This is a genomic window from Pseudaeromonas sp. HNCC25DJ182, assembly GCF_055413365.1.
On record NZ_JBVAYG010000005.1, the window covers coordinates 99,716 to 125,482 of the forward strand.

The following is a 25,767-nucleotide window of genomic DNA, read 5'->3' on the forward strand; positions in this document are numbered from 1 at the left end:
TCCCAAGTGGTTGTGATGTTCTGGAGATATATATGCAGTTCATGTGTTTTTATACTAGTAAGCCGGTGGCTGCTATGTATCCTATTACGGAAGATGATTTCCCTCAGAGTCGGGCCGACATACAGTCATTCTTGGAAAAACTTGATCAAGTGGTTTTTGAAAAACAATCCGCCAACTTCATATTGCAAGTTTGTCGCGATGGCTTGATAAAGATTCACGCCCCTAATATTGAGATTGATCATCCGATTGATTCAACCAAGGTCTTTACCATGTCAGTTAAGTGGCAGGAAAAGTGGGGTAAATACCTTAACTTTTTGAATGCCTTCCATGTGATCTTATATTCATATACTCTTCACTTTAAATGGGGGGAAGATAAGTCAGTAGATATACTCGACTTTTGTGAGATAACAAGAAATGACGCATTCCAAATGAATGACCGAGAGTCTAATCCTGGACTTTCAAGTGTCTATCATGCTGGGGTTTCAAGAAGAGAGATATACCGGAAGATAAGCGCATCCAATCACCCCTTATTGTTTTCTAGTCTAGGTTTGCATGAAGATATATTGGCATGTGCAGCTGAGCAATTTGAACAGGTGTCCGGCAACGAAGAATTGATCCAGCTTTTATCCGAGCTAGCCAAAAGCCTGTCCGAATTCAAACAATTTAACAATATATCATCATTAATAATGGCCTGGTTCGGTATAGAAAAAATCATCAATAGAATGTGGAGTTCACTCAAAGGTTCGCCTTTATATGAAAAAAGAAAAACAGATATCCTAAATTCAAATAAAAACCAAAAAGGTGAGCTAAAGGATTTGGACAGGTACACTGTTTTTAATAAGATAAATGGACTACATGCGGTTGGTCTATTAGAAAAGTATGATTTTGACTGTCTCGGTAAATGTCGCAAAGAGCGGAATGATATTGCGCATAACGATAAGAGAATTATTGATGACGATATCGCCATTATGGTTAATCAATTGCTAATTAAACTGATTAATATGAATTTTGATTTGAATATTCGCGCCAGTTTTAATATCTCGACCGTGGCTATATAAGAGGCTGCCTTGACCAGCTCACCAAAACCTGGCGCCGTCTGTCGGGCCGAGGGGAGGGGGATCGGAGGCGGTGAGCGGTCAGGATGACCGGGAGAGGGAGCGTCACGCCAGGGATGGCGTGTGGCTCCCGGCCGGTGGAGAGCGGCCCGGAGCGAGGGGCTTTCCCGACAGTCGGCATAAACCTGGGCCCGGGATTGCCAAGGGGGAGGCCTTTTCCCCCTTGGTCCGCCCCCGCCAACGGCAGGTTGGCAAATCGCCATGGCCGACCAGGGCGGAAACGGACTAGCCAAGATCAGCAATCATCGGAATCAGCCAGAGCAAACCCCACCCCGACCCTCCCCTTGGAAAAAAAGGGGAGGGAGCAAAGCAACAGCATCGCGAGCTTTGCTTGCTCCTACAGTAGAGCCAGTTGGCGTCGGCTCAAACGCATAGGCCGAGGCTCAGGCTCGCTGAGAGCCGTGACCATGGCCGCTCAGGATGAGCGAGCGCGGGCAACGGGTGTACGCCAACACCCTCAGCGATTCTGCACCGAATCCCGGGTCACCAGACGGCCGGTGAACTTCTGCTGCTCCGCCGAGGGCAGGGCGTGGCCGCCGAGGACTTGCAGGGTCAGACGCACTGCCTCCTGGGCCAGACGTTCGCTGGGGTACTCGATACAGGTGAGGGCCGGATTGAGCTGGCTGGCCAGGGTCGAGCCTTCCAGACTGACGATGGAGACATCCTGCGGCACCTGCAAATTGAACTCCCGCAGCAGGCGCATGGCTTCGGCGGCCTGGGCATCGTGCTGCACCACCAGGGCGGTAAAGGGCAGATAACGGTTCAACAGGCCGAGCAGCGCCTGCTGATTGTCACCGGCTTCGATCACCAACTGGCGGTTATAGGGCAGGGATTGATGCTGCAGCGCTTGCTGATAGCCCTGCACCATCTGCAGGCCGCTCGGTGTGGTCAGGCTTTCGACCAGCAGGGCGATCTGGCGGTGGGACTTGCCGAGCAGAAAGCGGCAGGCGCTTTCACAGGCAAATACGAAATCGTAACTGAGGTTGATATCACTGGCTTCGGCGACGCCATCGAGCTGGATCAGCCGTTCGTCCCGTTCCAGCGGCGCGCTGGCCCCGATCACCACAATGGCATCGCAACGGCCACCGAGCAGTTCATCGGCGGCGGCTTGTTGCTGGGCTTGCCCTTCGGCGAAGCGGATCAGCAGGTGGCGGTTGACCTGGCTCAGCTCGCGCTCCAGTAATGGCAGCAGGCTGGTGATGCGGCCGGTTTCCCGGGCCGAGAGGATCACGCCGATGCAGTCGGTACTCTGGTTGGCCAACGAGCGGGCCATGGCGTTGGGCCGGTAGTTGAGTTGCTCCACCGCCTGCAACACCGCCAGCCGGCTCTCTTCACGCACGCCGCGGGTACCACTCAATACCCGCGAGACGGTCGCCTTGGAGACATTCGCAAGTCGGGAGACATCGGTGATATTGGCCATGGCTGCATACTCGGTAACCGGTTTTTAGTCCATAAAGCATACCATAACCTGCTGCTTCCCGGCAGCGCCAATGGCCAAACTGTTAGCCTATTGGCAGAAAAAATCCGCAAAAACTACCGTGAAATGGCGGTTTTGGCGGCATAGCAAAGAGAACAGGGTGGCTTTCGCCACCCTGAGGTCGGGTCTTAGAAGAAGTATTTGAAGCGCACGCGGCCACCGTAACGGTCCATATTGGACACGGTTTCGGAATCCGGTTGCAGCTGTGACCAGTAGGCACCCAGGTAGATGTCAAAGTTCTGCAGCTCCAGCACGCTGGGGATCTTGTAGGAGGCATAGGTGGTGTGGATCTTATGCTTGCCGACCAGATCGCCATAATCGGCATTGCTGGCGGTATTGGCACTCTCGATGTCGTTGATGGCATAGATGTAGCCCAGACCCAGTTGTTGCCATACCAGGTTGACGCCAGCGGTGCTGTCGGTTTCTTCCACCGCCGACATCTGCGCCAGGTTGGCATTCACCGTCAGGTTCTCCTGGCTCCAGGTCGAGGTGAGGCCGTAACCATTGCGCTTGGAGACGGATTCGCCGTTGGCCAGCATGGCATCGGAGATCAGGTTGCTCTCCGCACCGAGGGCCAGCTTGAAGTTCTCGTTCTTCCAGGCCACCACCGGCCGGGCGATCAGCGAATCCTTCTCCTTGGTCACCTGGTAACCATGGTATTGCTGGTTGGCGAACAGGTTGGTGCGGTCGCCAATCAGGGTGGAGAGTTCCAGATACCAGTTGCCGGCTTGCTGATTCAGCAGCACCTGACCGCCCTTACCGGCACGACCACGGCCCTCTTTGAGCATATAGATGTAGCCGTGGCCATCGTTGTAGAGGTCATTGGCGCTATCCCCGGAGTGTTCGACGAAGATGTCCTGCCCGAGCGGGAACAGGTCGTAGGCTTCGAAACGACCGACCTTCATGCCCCAACCGGCCTTCTTGCCAAAGCCCAGCCAGGCATCATCGGCACTGGCACCGGCGTTGACCGAGACGGTGGGCTGGATCACCACCTGCCCATAGGCGCCGCTGGGCAACTCCTTGATGGCGGCAAAGTTCAGCAGCAGGCGGCCGTCCATATCCCAGCGATCCTGCTGATGGCTCTGGCCCATCAGGGTGCCCGGGCTGGTGTTGGCCGCATTGAGGTTGAGTTCGGCGTCACCGCCCAGGCTCAACTTGCCAAAGTCGCCATTGGTCTCGACGACGGCATGGGCCGCCGAGGCCATGGTGAGTGCCAGCAGGGTGGGGATCAGACGTGTAGGGGTCTTGAGGTTCATTGTTATCATTCCTTGTGATGTTGAAGTGACTTGCGAACAAGTCGGTTTCCTTTGACGCCTTTTTGACGTTTCAAGGGTGAAACTGACCGCCATCGGTTCAGGATGGTGAGGTCTGGATCGGGTGCGTTAAAACCGGGTCTACGATGTCAGCAGGCGAAGTAGAGGTGCCGCTCGCCGCTGCCATCGAGCCGACATCGGCAGTCGGGCGGGATCAGCAGGGCTTCGCCCCGGGCGCAGCGGATCTCGCCGCCAGGCCAGGCCAGATGGATGGCATCTCCCAGATTGAGCAACAGTCCGGGGCCGGTATGTACCGGTAACCATTGCGACTGCTGGCCGTGGAGATGGAATAGGTGAAACTCGGCGCTGGGCAGCGGGTAGCTGGTGCATCCGGCTTCCAGCTGCAACGGCTGGATGCGTAACGCTGGCCGCACCGCGATATCGACTACCTCCAGCAGCGCCTGGCTGTCGACGTGTTTGCCGGTCAATCCCGCCCGCAGCACATTGTCCGAATTGGCCATCAACTCCAGGTTGCAGCCATGGAGATAGGCATGGGGCAGCCGTGCCGGTTGAAAGATCGCCTCGCCGGGCGCGACTTCGAGCAGCTCCATCAGCAGCATCAGCAGCAGTCCGGGATCCCGGCACTCGCGGCCACCCTGCTGCTGCGCCGCCTTGGCCAGCCAGAATTCGTGGCTCTCCTGACCCCAGAAATCCTGCTCGTAGGCGGGGATCACCTGGGCCAGCAGCGGCCCGAGCAGGGTATCGCGCTCGGCCAGGCTCAGTTGCAGCACCCGCCGGTAGAGGGTCTCCAGACCCGTGCGCCGCAGCAGGTGGGCCAGGGAGGCGAGGCTGGGGTAAGGGGCCAGCCGCGCCAGGATCCGCGCCGGCTCACTGAAGCCATACAGTAGATGGCAATGGGTCAGCGCCACCATCACCTCCGGTTTGTGGTTCGCATCCCGGTAGTTGCGCTCTGCCGCCTCACGGGGAATGCCGGCGGCCTCCTCGCGGGCAAAGCCTTCGATGGCCTGCTGGCGATCGGGATGTACCTGGATCGACAGGCACTCGGCGACTTCCAGCACCTTGAGCAGGTAAGGCAGCGGCTGGTCCGCCAGCAACTGGCGCAACGTGGTCTGCAGACCGGGTACCCGGGTCGGCCCCTGTTCATGGCTGCCAAACCACAGCTCGGCCCAGGGCTGATCGCCCCCGGGTTGCTGCAGCAGCGAGGGGATCAGATGGCGTCCACCCCAGGCGTAGTGCTGGACGTGGCCGCGCAGGATCTGCGGCGTGCGCAGTGCGGCAGGCATCATGACGCGACTCCTCCGTTCAGGGCAGGTAACCAGGCCGCGCCGCGCACGCCGCTGCTATCGCCATGGCGCGCCGGAACCAGCCGGGTGCGACAGCTGTCGGTAAACAGGTAGGGCAGCAGGGCGGTGGGCAGATCCTGATACAGGCTCAGCACATTCGACAGGCCACCGCCGAAGACGATGACGTCCGGATCCAGCAGATTGATGACGCTGCCCAGGCTGCGCGCCAGGGCATCGATGAAGTGACGGTAGTGATCCCGGGCGGCTTGCAGGCCACCGGCGGCGGCGCCGAGGATTTCCGGGGCGCTCAGCGGCTGGCCATGGTTCTGGGCAAAGCGGGCGGCAAAGCCGGTGCCGGAGACAAAGCGCTCGATGCAGTTGTTGCGCCCGCAGTAGCAGGGTTGGCCCGGGCCATCCCACTCCGGCAGATAGCCGGGCAGCGGGTTGTGGCCCCACTCGCCGGTGATGGCGTTGGGGCCGACCAGCAGTTGCTGGTGCACCACCAGACCGCCGCCACAGCCGGTGCCGAGAATGACGCCGAACACCACGGCACTGCCCTGGGCGGCACCGTCGATGGCCTCCGACAGGGTGAAGCAGTCGGCATCGTTGGCCAGCCAGATCGGGTGGCCCAGCGCCGCCTGCAGATCGTCACGCAGCGGCTGGTCATTGAGGATCAGACAGTTGGAGTTCTTGATGCGGCCATTATCGGCGCGCACGGCACCGGGCAAGCCGATACCGATGGAAAACGGCGGCGTCGCCTCCTCGCCAAAGCTGACAATGAAGTCCAGCAGCGCGTGCAGGAACTCCGGATAGCTCTGTGTCGGTGTGGCGATGCGGCGTCGGCACAGGACTTCGCCCTGCCCATCCAGCAGCAGGCCTTCAATCTTGGTGCCGCCAATGTCCAGTCCCAGTCGTAACATCTGCAATTCCTCGAGGGCCAGGGCTCAGGCGGCCTGACGGCGATAGAGTTCGATGAGTTCGGTGACCAGCTCCTTGGCCAGCATCGAGGTCATCAGATGGTCCTGGGCGTGCACCAGCACCAAGGTCACCGGGATCTTGCCCTCGCCCTGATCGGCCTCGATGAGCCGGGTCTGTACCGCATGGGCGGCATTGGCGGACTCGGTCGCCTGGCGCAGCAGATCGTCGGCCTCGGCAAATTGCCCTTGCTTGGCCTGGCGCAACGCCTCGTAACAGAGGCTGCGGGATTGTCCGGCGTTGATGATGATGCCCATCACGGTTTCTTCTAAATCAAACATGCTGTGTTCCTCTTCCTGAGGAGGCGACCTAAGGGGCCACCTCCGGATTGGCGCCGGGGTTAGAAACCGCCGCGTCGTGATACATCGGCGAACCATTCGCCACTCTTTTTGATGCGCCGCTCACCGGTTGCCAGCTCCAGGCGAATGAAGCCATAGCGATTCTTGTAGGCGTTGCTCCAGGACCAGTTATCGATGAAGGTCCAGAGGTGATAGCCCTGACAGGCGCAGCCTTCTTGCAGTGCCTTGTGCAGCCAGGTCAGGTGGTCGCGGATGAAGCCGATCCGGTACTCGTCCTGGATCTGGCCATCGCCGCCCTTGAACTTCTCCTCGCCCTCGACGCCCATGCCATTTTCCGAGATGTAACTGGGCAGGTTGCCGTAGTTGTCCCGCAGGTTGGTCAGGATGTCGTAGATGCCCTGCTCGTAGATCTCCCAGCCGCGGTGCGGGTTCATCTTGCGACCCGGCATCTCGTAGTAGTCGAAGAACCACTCCGGCATGAAGGGGCTGGCGGGGTTGATGGCATGGCTGAGCGCCTTGACCCGGCGCGGCTGGTAGTAGTTGACGCCCAGCAGATCGATGGTGCCGGCGGCCAGCAGTTCCCGATCCCCGGGTTCGCAGGCGGGGAGCTGGTCATACTCCTGCAGCAGCGCCACCAGTTCCGCCGGATAGCTGCCCTTGACTGCCGGGTCGAGGAAGCTGCGATTGAAGAACAGGTCGGCGATCTGTGACGCCTTCAGATCCGCCGGATGCTGGGAGCGCGGATAGGAGGGGGTCAGGTTGAGGATGATGCCAATCTGGCCCTCCAGCTGCCGGGCCCGGTAGCGCACCACCGCCTGGGCATGGGCCAGCATGGTGTGGTAGGCGACCGTGGCGGCGCGGCGGAAATCCACCACGTTCGGGTAGTGGAAGTCGTACAGATAGCCACCTTCCACCGGCACTATCGGCTCATTGAAGGTGAACCAGTGTTTGACCTTGTGGCCGAACAAGCGGAAGCAGGTGTCGGCAAATTCGGCATAGGCGTCGATGACCTCGCGACTCTCCCAGCCGCCCAGCTCCTGCATCGCCAGCGGCATGTCGAAGTGGAACAGGCAGATAAACGGCTGTATGCCCTTGGCCAGCAGCTCGTCGATCATGGCATGGTAGAAGGCAACGGCCTCCGGATTGACCGCGCCACGGCCCTGGGGGATCAGTCGGGCCCAGGCGATGGAGGTGCGGAAGCTGTTGTGGCCCAGCTGCTGCATCAGAGCGATATCGTCACGAAAATGCTGGTAAAACCCTGAGGTGTGCTCCGGGCCGACCTGCTGGTGGAAACGGTGGGGCTGGGTGGCAAACCAGTGATCCCAGATGGTCGCGGCCTTGCCGCCCTGCAGGCTGGCCCCTTCGGCTTGCGCCGCAGAGGAGGCGCTACCCCACCAGAAATGGTCCGGAAAACGGTACTGCATGATGAACTCTCCAATGAGGGCCGCTGGGTACAGCAGCCCGGGTTGCAACGTCAGTCGGGATCAGCGCGCCGGTACGGCGGCCAGAGTCGGGCTTTCTTGCTCGTCGGCCACTTCCTGCTTCAGCAGGGTGCGTTCATAGGCCTTGAGGAAGGGGTAATACATGGCCGCGGCGGTGAACATGCAGAACAGGCTCAGTAACAGCGGGCTGATCGCCCAGTTGGCGGCCCAGGAGGCACCGATGGGGCCCGGGGTGGTCCAGGGGGTCAGTGACATGACGCGTGCCACCAGACCCATATCCACGGCGAACCAGGCCAGAGTGGCGTTGATCATCGGCACCAGCAGGAAGGGCAGGAAGAACACCGGGTTCATGACAATCGGCGCGCCGAACAGGATAGGTTCGTTGATGTTGAACAGGCCGGGGACTATGCCCATCTTGCCGATGGAGCGCAGGTGGGCGGCTTTACTGCGCAGCAGCAGGAAGGCCAGCGGCAGGGTCGAGCCGACGCCACCGATGAGCAGGTAGTGATCCCAGAAACCCTGCAGGAAGATATGGGGTAAGGGTTGACCGGCGGCCATGGCGGCCTGGTTGGCAGCCAGGTTGGCCATCCAGAACGGGTTCATGATCCCGGTAACGATGAGGGCACCGTGAATACCGGCAAACCACAGCACCTGGCACAGCAAAACCGCCAGCAGCATGGCCGGTAAGGAGTCCGAGGCGGCGACCAGCGGCTTGACCAGTGACATGATGGCTTCCGGCAGAATCATACCGGTGGCGCTCTCAATCAGCAGGTTCAGCGGGTGCAGGGTCAGGATGATGACCAGTACCGGGATCAGCACCTCGAAGGAGCGGGCAACGCCGGTCGGCACCTGGGGCGGCAACTTGATGGTGATGTTGTTGCGTTTGAGCCAGGCATAGACCTCGGCGGCATAAATCGCCGTCAGCAGGGCGGTGAAGATCCCCTGACCGGAGAGATACTGCATCGAGATGGCGCCATCCTTGAGCGGAGCCGCGACCAGCAGGAAGGACATCAGGCAGAGCAGGCCTGTGGTCACCGGGTCCAGATTATTCTGGCGCGCCAGACTGGCGCCGATCCCCACCGAGATAAACAGGGTCATCAGGCCCATGCTGAGCTGGAAGGGCAGCAGCAGTTGCGGTTGGTACTTGGCTGAAAAGTCGAGCCAGGCGCGGGCGAAGCCCCACTGGGTCTCCGGCGAGAAGGGCGGGAAGATGAACACCAGCATGAAGCTGCCGATGATCATGAAGGGCAGGGCGGCGATGAAACCGTCCCGGATGGCTTGCACATACTTTTGCTGGCCGAGACGTCCGGCCAGCGGGCTGATCTGGCGCTCGATGACGCTGACAAACTGGTTATATAGGGTACTCATGGCATTTCCTTGTGGTAGTCACTGACACAGTGTTGGCGACTGACAGTTAACGGATCAGGGAGAGGGCGTGGTCCAGGACCCGATCTCCCCGCTGCATGCCGTAATCCATCATGTTGATCACATCGACCGGAACGCCGTGCTGGGAGGCCTTGTGCTGCAGATCCTGCTGCATGTACTTGACCTGGGGTCCGAGCAGGACCACCTGGTAGTTCGGCATCTGGACATCAAACTCCGAAGCCCCATAGGCACGGATCTCGGTTTCCAGTCCGCGCTTGAGCGCTTCTTCCTGCATCTTCTTCACCAGCAAGCTGGTGGACATGCCTGACGAGCAGCACAGCATGATTTTTTTCATTTCCATTTCTCCGGTTTCAATAAGCTGATGGCGCAGATTCTTGATCGTTTGGATAATAAATGGAAACCGGTTTCCGTTCGATTTGTCCCTGTTTGTGATCCGGATCGCCAGTCACGATGAAACCGCTCTCAAAAGTGTGATCGTGACGAAAAAATGACAAAGTCGGCTCGGGAAATGACGGAAACAAAGCGCTGAAATGGCGAGAATAGGGGCGAAAAATAGTTTCCCGTCTCCTGGACGGGATCGGCGTGGATTGGATAACCACAGCACAGGAGTGGCAGGGTGAGCAAACAGAGTGGGATGAACCTGCAGGCCATGGGCATTTTGGTCAGCATCATCGAACAACGCATGGTGCCCGTGGCCAACTGGTTGACGCGCAGCCAGCATGTGCTGGCGCTGCGGGATGGCTTTCAGTTGGCGATTCCCTTCATCATCATCGGTAGCCTGCTGGTGCCATTTTTGTATCCGCCGGTGCTGGCGGATAGCGTCCACCCGCTGGCGCAGTGGCTGCTGGCGGTTTCCCGTCTGGTATCGCCGCTGCTCTATCCCGTGTATGCCCACACCCTGGGGCTGATTTCACTGATCATCGCCTACGGCACGGCGGCCAGTCTGGCCAAGGCATATCAGTTACCGGAGCGGCTATCCGGACTCACCGGCTGTCTGGCCTTCCTGATGCTCATCGATTTCAGCTCGTTGCAACCGGGTATTTTTGGCTATCTCGGTGGGCTCGGCATCTTCACGGCCTTATGTACCGCAATTTACGCCGTTGAAATCATACGACTCTTCTATCGGCGTGGCTGGTGCATCCATATGCCCGAAGAGGTGCCGCTGATGACCCGGCGCGGGTTCCAGCTCATCATGCCGCTGCTGTTTATCATGCTCTCCCTGAGCCTGTTGAAGGTCTGGTTGCAGACGCAATTTGATATCACGCTGCCGCACTTGATGGCCGAGCTGTTTCGCCCGCTGATCAGCGGAGCCGATACTCTGCCTGCACTACTGCTGGCGTTGTTGATTGCCCATCTGCTGTGGTTCATGGGCATTCACGGTGCGCTGATTATGTCTGGTGTGCTCTCGCCCTTCTGGATGGCTAACCTGGCCGCCAACCAGTCGTCCCTGGTGGTCGGAGAGCCGCTGCCACATATTTTCCTGCAAGGCTTCTGGGACTATTTCCTGCTGATTGGCGGCATTGGTAGCACCCTGCCTCTGGTGTGGATGGCGCTGCGCAGCCGCAGCCGGACGCTGAAATCGGTGGGTAAGTTGGGGCTGATGCCATCGCTGTTCAATATCAACGAACCCATATTGTTCGGTTTCCCGATCATCATGAATCCCCTGTTCTTTTTGCCGTTTATCGCCGTGCCGCTGCTGAACGCCATCCTGGCCTGGCAGTTGACCCAGTGGGGGTTTCTGGATCGGTTTGTGGCCTTGCTGCCCTGGTCGGTTCCGGCCCCGCTGGGAGCCTCCTGGGCGGCGAATGGCAGTTGGCATAACCTGCTGATGAGCCTGTTCTGTATCTTCAACAGCTGGATGATCTACCGTCCCTTCTTTGTCATCCACGAGAAGATGTTGTTGCAGCAGGAATCTGAACCTGTAACGGCGGATTAGTTATCCACCTTGCACTGAAAATTGGAAATCGGTTTCCATTTCGAACTGCAGCGGTCGACGGGTGCGCCGGAGATGAGCCAGGGTTTGCTGCCAATTCGGATAGCAAAACCCGGGCACAAGAGTGGCTCAGCCCTAATGTTTGTCAGTTAAGAGGTTCAGGCGAGACAACCTCTCTCGCCAACTCGCCGTAAACCCATCCGTGGGGGCTCGATGGCGGCATCCCTGCCGCCAACGGTTAGCTCAATAGGCTATCTCGCCTTCGCTGGCTGACTGGTATTGGTTTCCGAGCCCCTTGTCTTCATCGCAGGAAGTTGCCATGGTGACAGGTATCAGGCAGCAAGAGGATGGAGAGAGCTATGCGCACCTTGGGACTCATCGGCGGCATGAGTTGGGAGTCGACACAGAGTTACTACCGGCTGATCAATGAAGGGGTAAAAGCCCGCTTGGGCGGCCTGCATTCGGCGCGGCTTATTCTGTTCTCGGTGGATTTTGCCGAAATCGAGGCCTTGCAGGCGCAAGGGGACTGGGTGCGTGCCGGCATGATCCTGAGCGATGCCGCTCGCTCCCTCAAGGCGGCGGGAGCCGAAGGATTGGTGCTCTGTACCAATACCATGCACAAGGTGGCGTCCGCCATCGAGGGGGTCGGCCTGCCGCTGATCCATATTGCCGATGCCACCGCCCAGGTGGTGAAGGCCCAGGGTATCCAGCGCATTGGCCTGCTCGGCACCCGTTTTACCATGGAGCAGAGCTTTTATGCCGGCCGTCTGGCCCGCTATGGCTTGCAGGTGCTGACGCCGGAAGAGGCCGGGCGGGAGCAGGTGCACCGCATCATTTATGACGAGCTTTGCCTGGGACGGATCCACGCCGGCTCACGCCAGATCTATCGCGACATTATGACCGACCTTGTGGCTCGCGGCGCCGAGGGCATCATCTTTGGCTGTACCGAGATCGGCCTGCTGGTGTCGCCGCAGGATAGCGAGGTTCCGGTGTTCGATACCACAGTGCTGCATGCCCAGGCCGCGGTGAACTGGGCTCTGGGCCCGGCTTAAGCTGCGGTCGGGGCTCGCTATCCGACCGCTAATAGGAATAGTTGTTCAGACGGAGGCGGCACGCTGCTGCTTACTGCGTCGCCAGCCGTCCCAGCTGAACAGCGCCAGTGCCGACCAGATGAAGCCGAAGGTCACCAGCTTGGCCATCTGTACCGGTTCGCCGTAATAAAACAGCGCCAGCAGGAACATGATGCTGGGGCCTAAGTATTGAATGAAACCCAGGGTCGACAGCGGGATCAGACGGGCGCCGGCGGTAAACAGCAGCAGCGGCACCGTGGTGACCACGCCCGCCGCCAGCAGCAACAGGTTGAGCGAGGCGGCATTGTGGCTCAGGTCACTGGTGGCTGAATCGGCGATGCCGAATAGATAGATGAGTGCCAGCGGCAGCAGTAGCAGGGTCTCGACGAACAATCCCGTCTGGGCATCCACCGGGATCTTCTTGCGGATCAGGCCATAGATGCCGAAGCTGCTGGCCAAGGTCAGCGCAATCCACGGCAGATGGCCGATCAGAACCACCTGGATCACCACCCCGATCGCCGCCAAGAGCACCGCCGTCCACTGCAAACGCCGCAGGCGTTCACCGAGGAACAGCATCCCCAGCAGGATATTGAACAGCGGATTGATGTAGTAGCCGAGGCTGGCTTCCAGCAGGTGGTTATGGTTCACCGCCCAGATAAACAGCAGCCAGTTACCGGCGACCAGGAGCGCCGATAGCGTCAGGTTGAGCAATTGTCGTGGCGAGCGGAGCACCGCCTGCACCCGATAGAGTTGGCGGCTACCCAGTAGCAGGGCCAGCAGCAAGACACAGGACCAGATGATGCGGTGGGTGAGGATCTCGCTGGCCGGGACTTCGGTCAGTAATTTGAAGTAGAGCGGGCAGATGCCCCAAATCAGAAAGGCGCAGAGGGCGTAAATGACCCCTTTGGTGTGTGCAGGCATGATAGATCTCACAAATTGGCAGCAGAGCAGTGTAACGCGACCGTCGAGCGAGCAAAACGCATCTTCTGAGGGTGACAGGAAAAATAGTGGATCAGCACACTAGATGGTCATGATTGCGGTGGTAAATAGTAAAGCCTGGTCAGGGTGTGGGGGACAACAGCATAAAAGTGGGCATCGCCGGGATGCCCGTGGTGCCTGCATCACTCAGATCTGCCAGCGGCGATGCTGAATGGCCCGTAATGACAAGTTACAGCAGTCCATCTCCCGACTCATGGTGGGGACATACTCTTGCAGCATCTGATCGACGCCGAGAACCAGTTTGTCCTTGATGGAGACCACGGGTTCTTTCCAGGCGTGCATGCAGGTGTGTTCCGGGATCAGGATCTGCCGATACTCCTGCAGCAGCTCGTTCGGCCAGCGCTCCAGCACCAGAGCGTGACAATCCAGATAGGCCACCAGAGGTCCGCGCAATAACAGGAAACGTACCTGCGCCAAGTCCCGCTGGCTCAGGGCTTGTTCATTGATTTGGCAAGTCTGTTGGCGACCACTGTGGGCATGCTGGAACAGACCCCGTTGCCGACATTCGATGATGCGATACCAGGGCAGGGCCGACGCGTCCTCATAGCCTTCCAGCTCCCGTTGCAGCCATTGCTTCAGGCCCATCTCATCGGTGGTTTGATGGAGGCATTTGAGACGTTCCACCAGGCCACTACATTGAACAGTCGACACAGTACCCATGAGTTCGATCCTCCTGTTGATACAAGTATGGCTCTTCATCCTGAGTGAGGTGTTGAGGCCCATTGATAGTGGTCAAATTCTAGCCAGAAATAGACACCGTCGGTGGGGAACGACGGTGTTATTTTCCGCATTGGCACGGCAATGGGTCGCAATCTAGACCATTCGACATCCCTTCTTCGATTCGTTGCGTCGCGGCATGCGACAGCGGTTTTCCCCAGCTCCCGGCTGTTCTACAATGGCGGCCCTATGCAACTGCCATCTCTCGAACTCGCTTCCGGCGTTCTGCCTCCCTCGACACCCTCACCGCTGCAGGTGCTACGGGAGGTGTTTGGCTATCAGGAATTTCGTCCCGGCCAGGCGCAGATTGTCGAGCAAGTGGTGGCAGGCCGCGATGCGCTGGTCATCATGCCAACCGGCGGTGGCAAGTCGCTCTGCTTTCAGATCCCCGCACTAGTTAGACCGGGTCTGGCGGTAATAGTTTCCCCGTTGATCGCCTTAATGAAGGATCAGGTCGATACTCTGCGCGCCAACGGCGTGGCCGCGGCCTGTCTCAACTCCTCGGTGCCTCGGGAGGAGCTGCTCGGCATCTACTCCGCCTTGCGTCAGGGCGAACTCAAGTTGTTGTATGTGGCGCCAGAGCGCCTGATGCTGCCTGATTTTCTCGATCAGCTCGCCGAGTTGCGGCTGTCGCTGTTTGCCATCGACGAGGCGCACTGCATCTCGCAGTGGGGCCATGACTTCCGTCCGGAATATGCCCAGCTCGGGTGTCTGAAACAGCGGTTCCCCCATATTCCACTGCTGGCCCTGACCGCGACCGCCGATGAGGCGACGCGGCAGGATATTCTGGCGCGATTGGGGCAGAGTGATCCGCTGGTGCATCTGGCCAGCTTCGATCGGCCGAACATTCGCTACAGCCTGCTGGACAAGTACAAGCCGAACGAGCAACTGGCCAGTTATATCGACAAGCAGAGCGGCCAGTGCGGCATCGTCTATTGCACCAGCCGCAGCCGGACCGAGGAAGTGGCCAAGTTTCTGCGTGGTCGCGGCGTGCGCGCGGCCTGCTATCACGCCGGGTTACCGGTGCAGGAGCGAGCCAGTGTGCAGGAGGCCTTCCTGCGTGACGATATCGAGGTCGTAGTGGCGACCGTGGCGTTCGGCATGGGCATCGACAAGCCCAATGTGCGCTTCGTGGTGCACTATGACACGCCGAAGAATATCGAATCCTACTATCAGGAGACCGGACGGGCCGGGCGCGACGGTTTGCCTGCCGAAGCCTTGCTGCTGTTCGACCCGGCCGATACCGAGCGCCTGCGGCGCATGCTGGAAAGCGGCGAACACGCCAATCCCGAGCAGCAGAAAGTGGAGCAGTACAAGCTCAACCTGATGGCGGCTTTTGCCGAAGCCCAGACCTGTCGCCGTCAGGTGTTGCTCAACTACTTTGGCGAGTACCAGAGCCAGCCTTGCGGTAACTGCGACGTCTGCCTGGATCCGCCGCGAACCTATGATGGCAGCGAGGATGCCCGCAAGGCGCTCTCCTGCGTCTATCGGGTCGGCCAGCGTTTTGGCATCGGCTATGTCATCGAGGTGTTGCGCGGCTCCCTGAATCAGCGGATCCGCGAACAGGGTCATGACAAGCTATCGACCTTTGCCATTGGCAAGGAGCGCAGCCACGAACACTGGCTATCGGTGTTCCGGCAACTGATCCACAAGGGCTTGCTGACCCAGAACATCACCCGACATCTCACCCTGCAGCTGACCGAAGCCGCCCGTCCTGTGCTGCGCGGGGAGCAGGAGTTGGAACTGGCGGTGCCGCGGCTCGAAGTGGTGAGCCTGAAGAAGGGGCGCAGCCGGGGCCATGATGAGGCGAGTGCGGATTATGATGTGAAGCTGTTCCGCGAGTTGCGCAAGCTGCGCAAACAGATCGCCGAAGAGGAAGAGGTGCCGCCCTATGTGGTGTTTAACGACGCCACCCTCATCGAGATGGCGCGCGAGCAACCCTGTGACGATGACGAGTTGTTGGCGATCAATGGGGTCGGTTATCGCAAGCTGGAGCGTTTCGGTGAGCCATTCTTGGCCTGTATTCGCGAGCATTGCTACGGCATTCGCTGAACCCCATGTCTGGGTCCCGGCACCGCGCCCCGTGATCTGCCTCGCTGGCGATGCCGGCCCGGCTCGGGCACAATGAGGACAACGGAAGGAGAACCCGATGATTGACCCGAAAAAAATTGAAGAGATGGCCCGCCAGATCCACAACGCCCTGCCGCCCGGAATCAAGAGCCTGGGGGAAGAGGTGGACAAGAAGGTGAAGCAGGTATTGCAATCCCAGCTCAACAAGCTGGACATGGTCAGTCGCGAAGAGTTTGACGTGCAGACCAAGGTATTGTTGCGCACCCGTGAAAAATTGACCGCGCTGGAAGAAAAGTTGGCGCTGATTGAACAGCGTCTGGCCGATCGCGACGAGTAATCCGCTCTTTCCAGATAGCATAACGGCCACCCTCGCGGTGGCCGTTGTCGTTATGAACTTCAAATAAACTGGTAGGCATCGCCAAACAGGTGTTCATCCTGCACGCCGCGCAAGCGCAGGGTCTGACGCACCACTGCAGCCATCTCGAAACGTCCGGCGACATAGATGTCGTACTGATCCAGGCTGGCAAAGTCGGCGAGAACTGCTTCATGGACCATGCCGGTGCGGCCTTGCCACCCGTTTTGCGGATGCTCGACCACGGGAATGTAACTCAGCTGTTGGTACTCGTTGGCCCAGGCCAGGACTTCGGCACCTTCATACAGCTGGCTTTCATGACGCACCCCCCAATAGAGATAGACAGGGCGATTCATCTCGGTATCCATCAGGTATTGCAGCAGGGAGCGGGCGTAGGAATAGCCGGTACCACCGGCGATCAGCAGGATCGGTCGGCTCGACTCTTCCCGCAGCCAGGCTTTGCCCTGGGGGATTTCGATGGTCAGAGTCCCGGTGCTGCGCAGGCGATCCAGCACTTCTCCCGGATAGGGATTGCCAGGGGTGGCACCAATCTGCAATTCCAGCCCATCCCGGGTCGGAGAGCTGGCAATACTGAACGGGCGTTTGTCTTTCTCGCCCATCACGACCTGTAGATACTGGCCGGGTTTGAAGGGGACCGGTTGCGCCGGGTCGAGGCGAATGTGCCAAATGTGTTCCGCACACTCATTCATTTCCAGCAGTCGGCATTCGATTCGTTGCATGCAAGTTCCTTGCGGCCTAAGGCTCTAGTCGAAGATCCCCAGCGAGTCCCATAGTGTGTCGACTCGCTGCTTCACCTCGTCACTCATGACGATAGGGCGACCCCATTCCCGGTTGGTTTCACCGGGCCATTTATTGGTGGCATCCAGTCCCATTTTAGACCCCAGACCGGAAACCGGAGAGGCGAAGTCCAGATAGTCAATCGGGGTATGCTCAATCAGGGTGGTGTCGCGTGCCGGATCCATCCGGGTGGTGATGGCCCATATTACGTCATTCCAGTCCCGGGCGTTAACATCATCGTCACAAACGATCACGAACTTGGTATACATAAACTGGCGCAGGAAGCTCCAGACGCCGAGCATCACCCGCTTGGCATGGCCCGGATACCGCTTCTTCATGGTGACCACCGCCATGCGATAGGAGCACCCCTCTGGCGGCAGATAGAAGTCGACAATCTCCGGAAACTGCTTCTGCAACAGCGGCACAAATACTTCGTTGAGCGCCACGCCCAGCATGGCGGGCTCATCGGGTGGGCGGCCGGTATAGGTGGAGTGATAGATGGGGTTCTGGCGCATCGTCATGTGCGTGACGGTGAACACCGGGAACTCATCCACCTCATTGTAATAACCGGTGTGATCGCCATACGGACCCTCGGGGGCGAACTCGCCGGGATGGATCACCCCTTCCAGCACGATTTCGGCACTGGCGGGCACCTCGATGTCGCAGGAGAGCGCCTGTACCACTTCGGTGCGGCTGCCGCGCAACAGACCGGCAAAGGCATATTCCGACAGGGTGTCAGGCACCGGTGTGACGGCGCCGAGAATGGTGGCCGGATCGGCGCCGATGGCTACCACCAACGGGAAGGGTTTACCAGGATTGAGCTCCTGAAACTCGCGCAGGTCGATGGCGCCGCCGCGATGGTCCAGCCAGCGCATGATGAGTTTGTTGTTGCCCAGTAACTGCTGGCGATAGATCCCGAGATTCTGCCGCTTCTTGTAAGGGCCTTTGGTGATGGTCAGCCCCCAGGTCAGCAGCGGCGCCACATCGCCGGGCCAGCAATGCTGGATCGGCAGTCGGGTGAGATCGACGGCATCGCCGGTGAGGATGACTTCCTGGCAGGGCGCCTTGCTCAGCCGTTTGACGGGCATGTTCAGCACTTGTTTGAACACCGGCAGTTTGTCCATCAGATCCCGCAGTCCCTTGGGTGGCTCCGGCTCCTTGAGCATGGCCATCCATTCACCGACCTGACGCAAGGCGGAGACCTCTTCCTGGCCCATGCCCAGTGCCACCCGCTCTGGTGTGCCGAACAGATTGGCCAGCACCGGCATGTCATAGCCGGTGGGGTTCTCGAACAACAGTGCCGGGCCGCCAGCACGCAGGGTCCGGTCGGCAATTTCGGTCATCTCCAGGTAGGGATTGATCTCCTGGTGGATGCGCTTGAGCAGGCCCCTTTGTTCCAGCAGGGCGATAAAATCACGCAGATCCTTATATTTCATATGGTTACTCTATGACGGAGTCTGATTCCATTATACGGGCCGGTGCGGATTTTGGCTCATCGAGTTGTAGGCCCTGGCCCCAGCAGCGCCAGACGTTCACTTTTCTTCAGCCCAGCCACCACCCGCTGCCAGGATTCGTCGATCATGGTTCGCAGTAACTCATCACTCAGGCTGCCATCCAGAGTGACCGTATTCCAGTGCTGCTTATTGAGGTGATAACCGGCACTGACCGCCGGATAGAGTTCGCGCCAGAGCAGTGCCTGCTGAGGGTCGGCCTTGAGGGAGATCGTCAGGGGCAGGTCTTGCCAGGCCACCAGGGCAAACATCTTGCCAGCGACTTTCAGCACCAGCACTTCGGGGCCGAAGGGGAGATCCTCCATGGCACCGGGTTTGGCACCGAGATAGTCACGTAATGCGGCAAGATCCATAGCGAGCTCCTTACATGGTTAACCGCGGATTTTCTGCAACAACTGCTGAAAGCCCTTTTCGAAACCCTGACGGGTCAATTCGTCGATCACCGGCCATTCACTCTGCGGTTTGAAACCAATCGTGGTCTTGGTATAGGCCTCCTGGCCATGGAGTGCTACCCAGCGTGGATCGTAATAGCGTTTGGTTTGTCGATCCCAGGTCAGCACATGCTCGACCGTAATGGTCAGCTCATCCAGATGGCCGAGGGCATAGCGGTTAATATCCTTGGCAAACTGGTTGCTCAGCTCGGTGACCCCCTGCTGGGTGGTCGGATCGAGGGACTTGTTGGCATCGGAGCGGGCGCGCAGCTGGGCGGTGTAGAACCAGAACAGGGCCGGGGTGATTTCACCTTGCTGATAGAGCTGGTGGGCCAGGGCAAAGAGTACGGGTGGGGTGTACACATTCGGATCGTTCAGTACAGCTTCCAGGGTCTGGTTATTGCCACTGAGCAGGCCATTGACCGCCTGTTCAGTCGGCTGGCGAACCAACTGAGCAAATTCGCCCTGAAATTCGGGGGCCTTGGGCTTTTTCTCGGCATCCTGACCGACGGTCACGCAGGCGCTTAGCCACACAGCACAGAATAGACATAACAGGCGCATCGGGGTTCCTTGAGCGAGAACGGCAGTATCGAGTGCCAGCATAGGGATTTCATCCGTCATGAGCAAACAGCACGACGTCGGAGTTGGATCCAAACCTTTGTGCGTTGAGCCCTTTCCCCCTGTCGGCACCGTTGATAGACTTCCCTGCGTGATTGTCATTCCGACCGCCTCGCGGCCGGCGAGTCTAGATGCAAGGAATCCCCTGATGAATAAGCTTCATGTGCTCTTGATGTGCGGCGGTGGCGGCAGTGAGCATTCAATTTCCCTCAAGAGTGCCGATTTTCTCGAACAACAGCTCCGGGCTCTGCCGGACATCGTCATGACGCGGGTCGAGTTATTCCCCGATCGCTGGCAAACGGCCAGTGGCGAACTCTGTACCCTGGGTCTGGATAAGGTGCTGCGGACCGGCAGCCAAGAACAGCGGATCGATTATGTGGTGCCGTGCATTCATGGTTTCCCGGGGGAGACCGGAGACATTCAGTCGTTCCTCGAGCTGGCGGGACTGCCTTATCTGGGTTGTGGCTCGGAAGGTAGCAAGCTGTGCTTCAATAAGGTCAGCACCAAGTTGTGGCTGACGGCGCTGGGTATCCCGAATACCCCTTATCTGTTCCTCTCCGAGGATGACAGCTCGGCCCATGCTGAAGCTCACCAGGCGATGCGCCGTTGGGGTTCGGTATTCGTCAAGGCCGCGAGTCAGGGCTCTTCCGTCGGCTGCTACAAGGTGACTGAACTGGCGCATTTGTCTGATGCTATTCATCAGGCATTTGGCTATTCGGCGCAGGTGCTGGTGGAAAAGGCGGTCCAACCTCGCGAGCTGGAGGTGGCCGTTTATCAGTATGGCGACGAGCTGGTTGCCACTCGTCCTGGCGAGATCTGCGTGCCGGGCGATGTCTTCTATAGCTATGACGAGAAGTACAGCAGCGGTAGCCATTCGACCACTCGACTGGATGTCAGCGACTTGAGCGCCGAACAAGTGGAAACCATCCGCACTCTGGCGCTCAAGGCGTTTACCCAGCTCAAGCTCAAGGATCTATCGCGGGTCGACTTCTTCCTGACCGCTGATGGTGAGATCCTGCTGAACGAAATCAATACCTTCCCGGGTATGACGCCGATCTCCATGTTCCCCAAGATGCTGCAGCATCACGGTCATGACTTTGGTCAGTTCCTGCGGCAGTGTATCCACTCGGCCGTTCGTGCTGGCTGATGAATTGATGTGACCTACGCGAGGTCATGATCCTCGATATGCAGATAAAAAAATACCGGCTTTCTAGCCGGTATTTTTTATGACGCTGCCGTCGATTACTTCTGCTGACGCTTCATGGCATCGAAGAATTCATCGTTGGTCTTGGTCATGGAAAGCTTGTCGATCAGGAACTCCATGGCTTCGATTTCACCCATCGGGTGGATAATCTTGCGCAGGATCCACATCTTCTGCAGCTCGTCTTGCGGAGCCAGCAGCTCCTCGCGACGGGTGCCGGAGCGAGTGATGTCGATCGCCGGGTAGACGCGCTTCTCGGCGATCTTGCGTGCCAGATGCAGTTCCATGTTACCGGTACCCTTGAACTCTTCGTAGATGACTTCATCCATCTTGGAGCCGGTATCAACCAGTGCGGTGGCGATAATGGTGAGCGAGCCACCCTCTTCCACGTTACGGGCGGCACCGAAGAAGCGCTTGGGACGATGCAGGGCGTTGGCATCCACACCACCGGTCAGAACCTTACCGGATGAGGGGATAACGGTGTTGTAGGCACGAGCCAGACGGGTGATGGAGTCGAGCAGAATCACCACATCCTTCTTGTGCTCAACCAGACGCTTGGCCTTTTCGATAACCATTTCAGCGACTTGTACGTGACGAGTTGCCGGTTCATCGAAGGTGGAAGCCACGACTTCACCCTTGACCATGCGCTGCATTTCCGTCACTTCTTCAGGACGTTCATCGATCAGCAGTACGATCAACTCACACTCGGGGTGGTTGCTGGTGATGCTCTGGGCGATGTTCTGCAACAGGATCGTCTTACCGGCTTTCGGCGGTGCGACAATCAGGCCACGTTGGCCCTTACCGATGGGGGAGGCCAGATCCAGTACACGGGCGGTAATATCTTCGGTCGAACCATTGCCCCGTTCCAGACGCAGACGCTTGGTCGGGTGCAGAGGGGTCAGGTTTTCGAACAGGATCTTGTTACGGGCATTTTCCGGACGGTCGTAGTTGACGGTATCCACCTTCAACAGCGCGAAATAACGCTCGCCTTCTTTCGGCGGACGGATTTTTCCGGAGATGGTATCACCGGTGCGCAGGTTGAAACGGCGCACCTGACTCGGAGAGACATAGATGTCGTCCGGACCCGCCAGATAGGAGCTGTCTGCACTGCGCAGGAAGCCGAAACCGTCTTGCAGGATTTCCAGCACACCGTCACCGAAGATATCTTCCCCGCTCTTGGCGTGAGCCTTGAGAATGGCGAAGATGATGTCTTTTTTGTGCAAACGAGCCAGGTTTTCCAGGCCCATGGATTCGCCAAGCTTTACCAGCTCGGAGACGGGGGTATTCTTTAATTCAGTCAGATTCATGGCGATGAATGGGTATCAACAGGAAATGAAGCGGTTAGACGGTCGCTGGGTTGAGGCTGCTTTCGATAGGAGAGAGCGCAGATCAGCGCGGGTGGATTACTAGGTCGTTGTATAAGTTAGCATCAAATCGCGAAGGCGTCTATTGCGTCGGGGTGAAAAACAAAGAGCGCCCGATGAGCGCTCTTGGAGGATTTAGACGTTAGCGTCCAGAAACTCTTTCAATTGGGTCTTGGAGAGCGCACCTACTTTGGTGGCGGCTACCGCGCCGTTCTTGAACAACAGCAGGGTCGGAATACCACGGATACCGTACTTGGGTGCGGTCTCGGAGTTCTGATCAATATTCAGCTTGGCAACAGTCAGCTTGCCAGCATATTCATCAGCTACTTCGTTCAGGATAGGTGCAATCATCTTGCACGGGCCACACCACTCAGCCCAGAAGTCGACCAGTACCGGGCCTTGAGCCTTGATCACGTCTGCTTCGAAGCTGGCATCGGTCAGCTGAACAATCTTGTCACTCATCTACCACTCCAGTCTATTGTTGAGGATCTGTTGGCAAATATAGCCAATAGATGTAAATAAAAGGCAAATAGTTGCCCTATTTGAAATGATCCTGTTTATTATTGCAAGCCCAACCTGATAACCTGTCTGCCATGAGCAAAACACACTTAACTGAACAGAAATTCGCCCAGATGGGGCTGGAACCGCAGGTTCTCGCCGGTCTGGAAGCCAAGGGATTTCACTATTGCACGCCGATCCAGGCGCTTTCTCTTCCTATCCTCATTGCAGGCAAAGATATTGCGGGCCAGGCACAAACCGGGACCGGCAAAACCATCGCCTTCCTGGCTGGTATCTTCAATCATCTGCTGATCAACCCTGCCTCACCCGAGCGCAAGACCAATCAACCTCGCGTGTTGATCATGGCGCCGACTCGCGAACTGGCGGTGCAAATCTACAATGATGCCGAGCCCATGGCCGAGACCACAGGATTCAAACTGGGTCTGGCTTACGGCGGCGATGGTTACGACAAACAGCTTGCCGTGTTGGAACAGGGCGTTGACGTACTGATTGGGACCACGGGTCGCATCATCGATTACCTCAAGCAGGGGATTATCGACCTCTCCCGGATCCAGGCTGTGGTTCTGGATGAGGCCGATCGTATGTTCGATCTGGGGTTCATCAAGGACATCCGTTTCCTGTTCCGTCGCATGCCGATGCCAAACCAGCGCCTGAACATGCTGTTCTCTGCCACTTTATCGCTACGAGTGCAGGAATTGGCTTACGAGCATATGAATCAACCCGAGCATGTGCAGATTGAACCGGAGCAGATGACCGGGCAACGCATCAAGGAGGAGCTGTTCTATCCCTCCAACGAAGACAAGATGCTGCTGCTATTGACGCTGATCGAAGAAGAGTGGCCGGATAAAGCCATAGTGTTTGCCAATACCAAACATGTCTGTGAAGACGTACATGGCTGGTTGGAAGCTGATGGTCATCGTGTCGGTCTGTTGACTGGTGATGTGCCGCAGAAGAAGCGGATGAAAATCCTCGAGGATTTCACCAAGGGCGCACTGGATATTCTGGTGGCCACCGATGTGGCAGCTCGCGGCTTGCACATTCCCGATGTCACCCATGTGTTCAACTATGATCTGCCGGATGACGCCGAAGACTATGTGCATCGCATTGGCCGGACTGGTCGCGCCGGCAAGAGTGGTCACTCTATCAGCTTTGCCTGTGAAGACTATGCCTTCAACTTACCTGCGATCGAAGATTACATTCGGCACCCGATCCCGGTGAGTAAGTATGATCGCCAGGCGTTGCTGCAGGATGCCGAGGCACCGAAGCGGATCCATCGCCACCGTGCCGGCATCAATCGTAATATGCGTGAGCGTCAGCCGAGTGCCGGACGCCGCCGTGGTCCCCGTAAACCCTGACAGGATGTCGCCCGTGAACCAGCCACCTCTGTATGCTGCCATTGATCTCGGCTCCAACAGTTTCCACATGCTGGTGGTGCGCGAGGTTGCGGGCGCGATCCGCACGGTTGCCAAGGTCAAGCGCAAGGTGCGGCTTGCTGCCGGACTTGATGCTGATAATTGCCTGAGCCATGAGGCGATGGAGCGGGGCTGGGATTGTCTGCGTTTGTTTGCCGAACAACTGCAGGACGTACCGAAAGAGAATACCCGGATTGTCGGCACCGCCACCTTGCGGCTGGCGGGTAATGTGGGAGTCTTCCTCGTCGAAGCGGAGCGAATTCTCGGTCACCATATCGAGGTGATCACCGGCGAAGATGAAGCCAGAACCATCTACCAAGGCGTGTCTTGGACCTCCAGTGGTGAAGGCAAACGATTGGTCATTGATATCGGCGGCGCCAGCACCGAACTGGTGATCGGTGAGCAAAGTGATGCCAAGCTATTGAATAGTCTGCATATGGGCTGTGTCACCTGGCTCAGACGCTTTTTTGCCGATGGCTTGCTGAGTGCCGACAATTTTGCGGCCGCGATCGAAGGCGCCAAAGTGGTGCTGGCTCAAGTCGAGCAGAGCTATCTCGATATGGGCTGGGTTACCTGTGTCGGTGCCTCGGGGACCGTGCAGGCGCTGCAAGAGATCATGATCGCTCAAGGGCGTAGTGAGCGGGTGACGCTGAGCAAGCTCAACGAATTGAAGGAGCAGGCCATCCAGTGTGGTCGAATCGACCAGTTGGCGTTGCAAGGCTTGGCCCCCGAGCGTTTGACCGTGTTTCCATCTGGCCTGGCGATCCTCATCGCGATCTTTGAAACCCTGCATATCGACAATATGACCCTGGCCGGTGGTGCCCTGCGTGAGGGACTCATCTACGGCATGGTCGGGCGCAAGCGGGATTGCGATGCTCGTGAACGGACAGCCGAGAGCCTGATCACTCGTTATCAATTGGATCGGGATCAGGCGGAGCGGGTGCGTAACGTGGCGTTGACCGCATTCAGCCAGTTGCATCAGAGCTGGCATCTGAGTGAACAGTATGGTCGTCCCATGCTGCGCTGGGCGGCCATGCTCTACGAGCTGGGATTGTGTATCGAGTACAAAAAGGCGCCACAACATGCCGCCTACATCATCGATCACATCGATATGCCCGGTTTTACCCCGGCGCAGAAGCAGTTGTTATCAGCCTTGATGCTCAATCAACGGGATGAGTTCAAACTGGATGAACTGGAGCGGCAAAATGCGGTTTCCATGACCCAGGCCTGTCGTCTGGCGCGCATCCTGCGGTTGTCGATTATTCTGTGCATGCGGCGCACCGAGGGTACGGTTCCCGAGTTTCGCTTCGAAGCGGACGAGGACCAATTGACCATCTGGTTACCGCAAGGCTGGCCACAAGTCCATTATTTGCGCGCCTCCGAACTGCAGGATGAGGCCAAACGCCAAACCCTGATGGGTTGGCCGACCCGGGTGGTCGAAGAACCCGATGGTGTAGCAGATTGATGCTGCTTGACTCATAGTTGACACAGGGCCTGCGGGCCCTTTGTTATTTCTTGTTT

Annotated in this window: 24 protein-coding genes; 8 read left to right on the forward strand and 16 right to left on the reverse strand. The window is 58.3% G+C overall.

Going from position 1 to position 25,767, the window contains the following annotated elements; translation table 11 throughout:
• The first annotated feature begins 32 nt into the window (after positions 1–32).
• Positions 33–1,058, forward strand: coding sequence for a hypothetical protein (locus ACZYUB_RS05925; RefSeq protein ID WP_463946321.1), 1,026 nt, complete (start codon positions 33–35; stop codon positions 1,056–1,058).
• 514 nt (positions 1,059–1,572) lie between these two features.
• Here ACZYUB_RS05925 and ACZYUB_RS05930 read toward each other — a convergent pair.
• The 8 genes from ACZYUB_RS05930 to ACZYUB_RS05965 form a co-directional block, all read right to left on the reverse strand.
• On the reverse strand, positions 1,573–2,535 hold the full coding sequence (locus ACZYUB_RS05930; protein WP_463946323.1) for a LacI family DNA-binding transcriptional regulator: 963 nt from the start codon (positions 2,533–2,535) through the stop codon (positions 1,573–1,575).
• A gap of 185 nt (positions 2,536–2,720) precedes the next feature.
• Positions 2,721–3,848, reverse strand: a complete 1,128-nt coding sequence (locus tag ACZYUB_RS05935; protein WP_463946325.1) for a carbohydrate porin — start codon at positions 3,846–3,848, stop codon at positions 2,721–2,723.
• Positions 3,849–3,994: 146 nt separating this feature from the next.
• Positions 3,995–5,152 (reverse strand): mannose-6-phosphate isomerase, class I, encoded by a 1,158-nt coding sequence (gene manA, locus ACZYUB_RS05940; protein ID WP_463946327.1) that lies wholly within the window; start codon positions 5,150–5,152, stop codon positions 3,995–3,997.
• Positions 5,149–6,069: an ROK family protein gene (locus ACZYUB_RS05945; RefSeq protein ID WP_463946328.1), complete on the reverse strand. Its 921-nt coding sequence runs from the start codon at positions 6,067–6,069 to the stop codon at positions 5,149–5,151. Before ACZYUB_RS05945 ends, manA begins: the two co-directional genes overlap by 4 nt.
• A gap of 24 nt (positions 6,070–6,093) precedes the next feature.
• Positions 6,094–6,405 carry a PTS N,N'-diacetylchitobiose transporter subunit IIA gene (chbA, locus tag ACZYUB_RS05950; RefSeq protein ID WP_460881713.1) on the reverse strand — a complete coding sequence of 104 codons (312 nt, stop codon included), beginning with the start codon at positions 6,403–6,405 and terminating at the stop codon, positions 6,094–6,096.
• Positions 6,406–6,464: 59 nt separating this feature from the next.
• On the reverse strand, positions 6,465–7,847 hold the full coding sequence (locus ACZYUB_RS05955) for a glycoside hydrolase family 1 protein (RefSeq protein WP_463946330.1): 1,383 nt from the start codon (positions 7,845–7,847) through the stop codon (positions 6,465–6,467).
• A 60-nt stretch (positions 7,848–7,907) separates the two neighbouring features.
• Positions 7,908–9,233, reverse strand: coding sequence for a PTS sugar transporter subunit IIC (locus ACZYUB_RS05960; protein ID WP_463946331.1), 1,326 nt, complete (start codon positions 9,231–9,233; stop codon positions 7,908–7,910).
• Positions 9,234–9,279: 46 nt separating this feature from the next.
• Positions 9,280–9,585: a PTS sugar transporter subunit IIB gene (locus tag ACZYUB_RS05965; protein ID WP_463946333.1), complete on the reverse strand. Its 306-nt coding sequence runs from the start codon at positions 9,583–9,585 to the stop codon at positions 9,280–9,282.
• A gap of 282 nt (positions 9,586–9,867) precedes the next feature.
• Between ACZYUB_RS05965 and ACZYUB_RS05970 the strand changes: the two genes are divergently transcribed.
• A complete protein-coding gene (locus tag ACZYUB_RS05970) occupies positions 9,868–11,187 on the forward strand; it encodes a PTS sugar transporter subunit IIC (RefSeq protein WP_463946335.1) in 1,320 nt (439 codons plus the stop codon).
• 356 nt (positions 11,188–11,543) lie between these two features.
• Positions 11,544–12,236: an aspartate/glutamate racemase family protein gene (locus ACZYUB_RS05975; protein WP_463946337.1), complete on the forward strand. Its 693-nt coding sequence runs from the start codon at positions 11,544–11,546 to the stop codon at positions 12,234–12,236.
• 45 nt (positions 12,237–12,281) lie between these two features.
• Here the strand turns inward: ACZYUB_RS05975 and rarD are convergent, their stop codons facing one another.
• Positions 12,282–13,175 carry an EamA family transporter RarD gene (rarD, locus tag ACZYUB_RS05980; protein WP_463946339.1) on the reverse strand — a complete coding sequence of 298 codons (894 nt, stop codon included), beginning with the start codon at positions 13,173–13,175 and terminating at the stop codon, positions 12,282–12,284.
• 204 nt (positions 13,176–13,379) lie between these two features.
• Positions 13,380–13,913: an AbiTii domain-containing protein gene (locus ACZYUB_RS05985; protein WP_463946341.1), complete on the reverse strand. Its 534-nt coding sequence runs from the start codon at positions 13,911–13,913 to the stop codon at positions 13,380–13,382.
• Positions 13,914–14,159: 246 nt separating this feature from the next.
• Between ACZYUB_RS05985 and recQ the strand changes: the two genes are divergently transcribed.
• Positions 14,160–16,022 carry an ATP-dependent DNA helicase RecQ gene (gene recQ, locus ACZYUB_RS05990; RefSeq protein ID WP_463946343.1) on the forward strand — a complete coding sequence of 621 codons (1,863 nt, stop codon included), beginning with the start codon at positions 14,160–14,162 and terminating at the stop codon, positions 16,020–16,022.
• Positions 16,023–16,119: 97 nt separating this feature from the next.
• Complete coding sequence (gene ubiK, locus ACZYUB_RS05995; RefSeq protein WP_463946345.1) at positions 16,120–16,377, forward strand: ubiquinone biosynthesis accessory factor UbiK; 258 nt, start codon at positions 16,120–16,122, stop codon at positions 16,375–16,377.
• 59 nt (positions 16,378–16,436) lie between these two features.
• Here ubiK and fre read toward each other — a convergent pair whose 3' ends face one another.
• Genes fre through ACZYUB_RS06015 form a run of 4 tightly spaced genes read right to left on the reverse strand, consistent with a single transcriptional unit; the run spans position 16,437 to position 19,735 of the window.
• A complete protein-coding gene (gene fre / locus ACZYUB_RS06000) occupies positions 16,437–17,132 on the reverse strand; it encodes an NAD(P)H-flavin reductase (protein WP_463946346.1) in 696 nt (231 codons plus the stop codon).
• Positions 17,133–17,156: 24 nt separating this feature from the next.
• Positions 17,157–18,626: a 4-hydroxy-3-polyprenylbenzoate decarboxylase gene (gene ubiD / locus ACZYUB_RS06005; protein WP_463946348.1), complete on the reverse strand. Its 1,470-nt coding sequence runs from the start codon at positions 18,624–18,626 to the stop codon at positions 17,157–17,159.
• Positions 18,627–18,682: 56 nt separating this feature from the next.
• Positions 18,683–19,054 carry an MmcQ/YjbR family DNA-binding protein gene (locus ACZYUB_RS06010; protein ID WP_463946350.1) on the reverse strand — a complete coding sequence of 124 codons (372 nt, stop codon included), beginning with the start codon at positions 19,052–19,054 and terminating at the stop codon, positions 18,683–18,685.
• Between the two features lie 18 nt (positions 19,055–19,072).
• Positions 19,073–19,735 (reverse strand): hypothetical protein, encoded by a 663-nt coding sequence (locus tag ACZYUB_RS06015; protein WP_463946352.1) that lies wholly within the window; start codon positions 19,733–19,735, stop codon positions 19,073–19,075.
• A 163-nt stretch (positions 19,736–19,898) separates the two neighbouring features.
• On the opposite strand from ACZYUB_RS06015, the gene ACZYUB_RS06020 reads away from it, so the two are divergent.
• Positions 19,899–20,897 (forward strand): D-alanine--D-alanine ligase, encoded by a 999-nt coding sequence (locus tag ACZYUB_RS06020; RefSeq protein ID WP_463946354.1) that lies wholly within the window; start codon positions 19,899–19,901, stop codon positions 20,895–20,897.
• 95 nt (positions 20,898–20,992) lie between these two features.
• On the opposite strand, the gene rho is transcribed toward ACZYUB_RS06020, so the two are convergent.
• Together rho and trxA are read right to left on the reverse strand one after the other, a co-directional pair.
• Positions 20,993–22,258: a transcription termination factor Rho gene (rho, locus tag ACZYUB_RS06025; RefSeq protein ID WP_460881698.1), complete on the reverse strand. Its 1,266-nt coding sequence runs from the start codon at positions 22,256–22,258 to the stop codon at positions 20,993–20,995.
• A 192-nt stretch (positions 22,259–22,450) separates the two neighbouring features.
• Positions 22,451–22,777 (reverse strand): thioredoxin TrxA, encoded by a 327-nt coding sequence (gene trxA / locus ACZYUB_RS06030; RefSeq protein ID WP_460881697.1) that lies wholly within the window; start codon positions 22,775–22,777, stop codon positions 22,451–22,453.
• Positions 22,778–22,908: 131 nt separating this feature from the next.
• Here trxA and rhlB point away from each other — a divergent pair, with 131 nt between their 5' ends.
• Positions 22,909–24,189 (forward strand): ATP-dependent RNA helicase RhlB, encoded by a 1,281-nt coding sequence (rhlB, locus tag ACZYUB_RS06035; protein WP_463946357.1) that lies wholly within the window; start codon positions 22,909–22,911, stop codon positions 24,187–24,189.
• Between the two features lie 13 nt (positions 24,190–24,202).
• Complete coding sequence (gene gppA / locus ACZYUB_RS06040) at positions 24,203–25,711, forward strand: guanosine-5'-triphosphate,3'-diphosphate diphosphatase (RefSeq protein WP_463946359.1); 1,509 nt, start codon at positions 24,203–24,205, stop codon at positions 25,709–25,711.
• Positions 25,712–25,767: the final 56 nt, after the last annotated feature.

What these genes read in the sequence shown, in the direction of transcription:
- ACZYUB_RS05925 (WP_463946321.1), top strand. Translation starts at nt 33, where the DNA reads ATGCAGTTCATGTGTTTTTATACTAGTAAGCCGGTGGCTGCTATGTAT.
- ACZYUB_RS05930 (WP_463946323.1), bottom strand. Translation starts at nt 2,535, where the DNA reads ATGGCCAATATCACCGATGTCTCCCGACTTGCGAATGTCTCCAAGGCG.
- ACZYUB_RS05935 (WP_463946325.1), bottom strand. Translation starts at nt 3,848, where the DNA reads ATGAACCTCAAGACCCCTACACGTCTGATCCCCACCCTGCTGGCACTC.
- manA (WP_463946327.1), bottom strand. Translation starts at nt 5,152, where the DNA reads ATGATGCCTGCCGCACTGCGCACGCCGCAGATCCTGCGCGGCCACGTC.
- ACZYUB_RS05945 (WP_463946328.1), bottom strand. Translation starts at nt 6,069, where the DNA reads ATGTTACGACTGGGACTGGACATTGGCGGCACCAAGATTGAAGGCCTG.
- chbA (WP_460881713.1), bottom strand. Translation starts at nt 6,405, where the DNA reads ATGTTTGATTTAGAAGAAACCGTGATGGGCATCATCATCAACGCCGGA.
- ACZYUB_RS05955 (WP_463946330.1), bottom strand. Translation starts at nt 7,847, where the DNA reads ATGCAGTACCGTTTTCCGGACCATTTCTGGTGGGGTAGCGCCTCCTCT.
- ACZYUB_RS05960 (WP_463946331.1), bottom strand. Translation starts at nt 9,233, where the DNA reads ATGAGTACCCTATATAACCAGTTTGTCAGCGTCATCGAGCGCCAGATC.
- ACZYUB_RS05965 (WP_463946333.1), bottom strand. Translation starts at nt 9,585, where the DNA reads ATGAAAAAAATCATGCTGTGCTGCTCGTCAGGCATGTCCACCAGCTTG.
- ACZYUB_RS05975 (WP_463946337.1), top strand. Translation starts at nt 11,544, where the DNA reads ATGCGCACCTTGGGACTCATCGGCGGCATGAGTTGGGAGTCGACACAG.
- rarD (WP_463946339.1), bottom strand. Translation starts at nt 13,175, where the DNA reads ATGCCTGCACACACCAAAGGGGTCATTTACGCCCTCTGCGCCTTTCTG.
- ACZYUB_RS05985 (WP_463946341.1), bottom strand. Translation starts at nt 13,913, where the DNA reads ATGGGTACTGTGTCGACTGTTCAATGTAGTGGCCTGGTGGAACGTCTC.
- recQ (WP_463946343.1), top strand. Translation starts at nt 14,160, where the DNA reads ATGCAACTGCCATCTCTCGAACTCGCTTCCGGCGTTCTGCCTCCCTCG.
- ubiK (WP_463946345.1), top strand. Translation starts at nt 16,120, where the DNA reads ATGATTGACCCGAAAAAAATTGAAGAGATGGCCCGCCAGATCCACAAC.
- fre (WP_463946346.1), bottom strand. Translation starts at nt 17,132, where the DNA reads ATGCAACGAATCGAATGCCGACTGCTGGAAATGAATGAGTGTGCGGAA.
- ubiD (WP_463946348.1), bottom strand. Translation starts at nt 18,626, where the DNA reads ATGAAATATAAGGATCTGCGTGATTTTATCGCCCTGCTGGAACAAAGG.
- ACZYUB_RS06010 (WP_463946350.1), bottom strand. Translation starts at nt 19,054, where the DNA reads ATGGATCTTGCCGCATTACGTGACTATCTCGGTGCCAAACCCGGTGCC.
- ACZYUB_RS06015 (WP_463946352.1), bottom strand. Translation starts at nt 19,735, where the DNA reads ATGCTGGCACTCGATACTGCCGTTCTCGCTCAAGGAACCCCGATGCGC.
- ACZYUB_RS06020 (WP_463946354.1), top strand. Translation starts at nt 19,899, where the DNA reads ATGAATAAGCTTCATGTGCTCTTGATGTGCGGCGGTGGCGGCAGTGAG.
- rho (WP_460881698.1), bottom strand. Translation starts at nt 22,258, where the DNA reads ATGAATCTGACTGAATTAAAGAATACCCCCGTCTCCGAGCTGGTAAAG.
- trxA (WP_460881697.1), bottom strand. Translation starts at nt 22,777, where the DNA reads ATGAGTGACAAGATTGTTCAGCTGACCGATGCCAGCTTCGAAGCAGAC.
- rhlB (WP_463946357.1), top strand. Translation starts at nt 22,909, where the DNA reads ATGAGCAAAACACACTTAACTGAACAGAAATTCGCCCAGATGGGGCTG.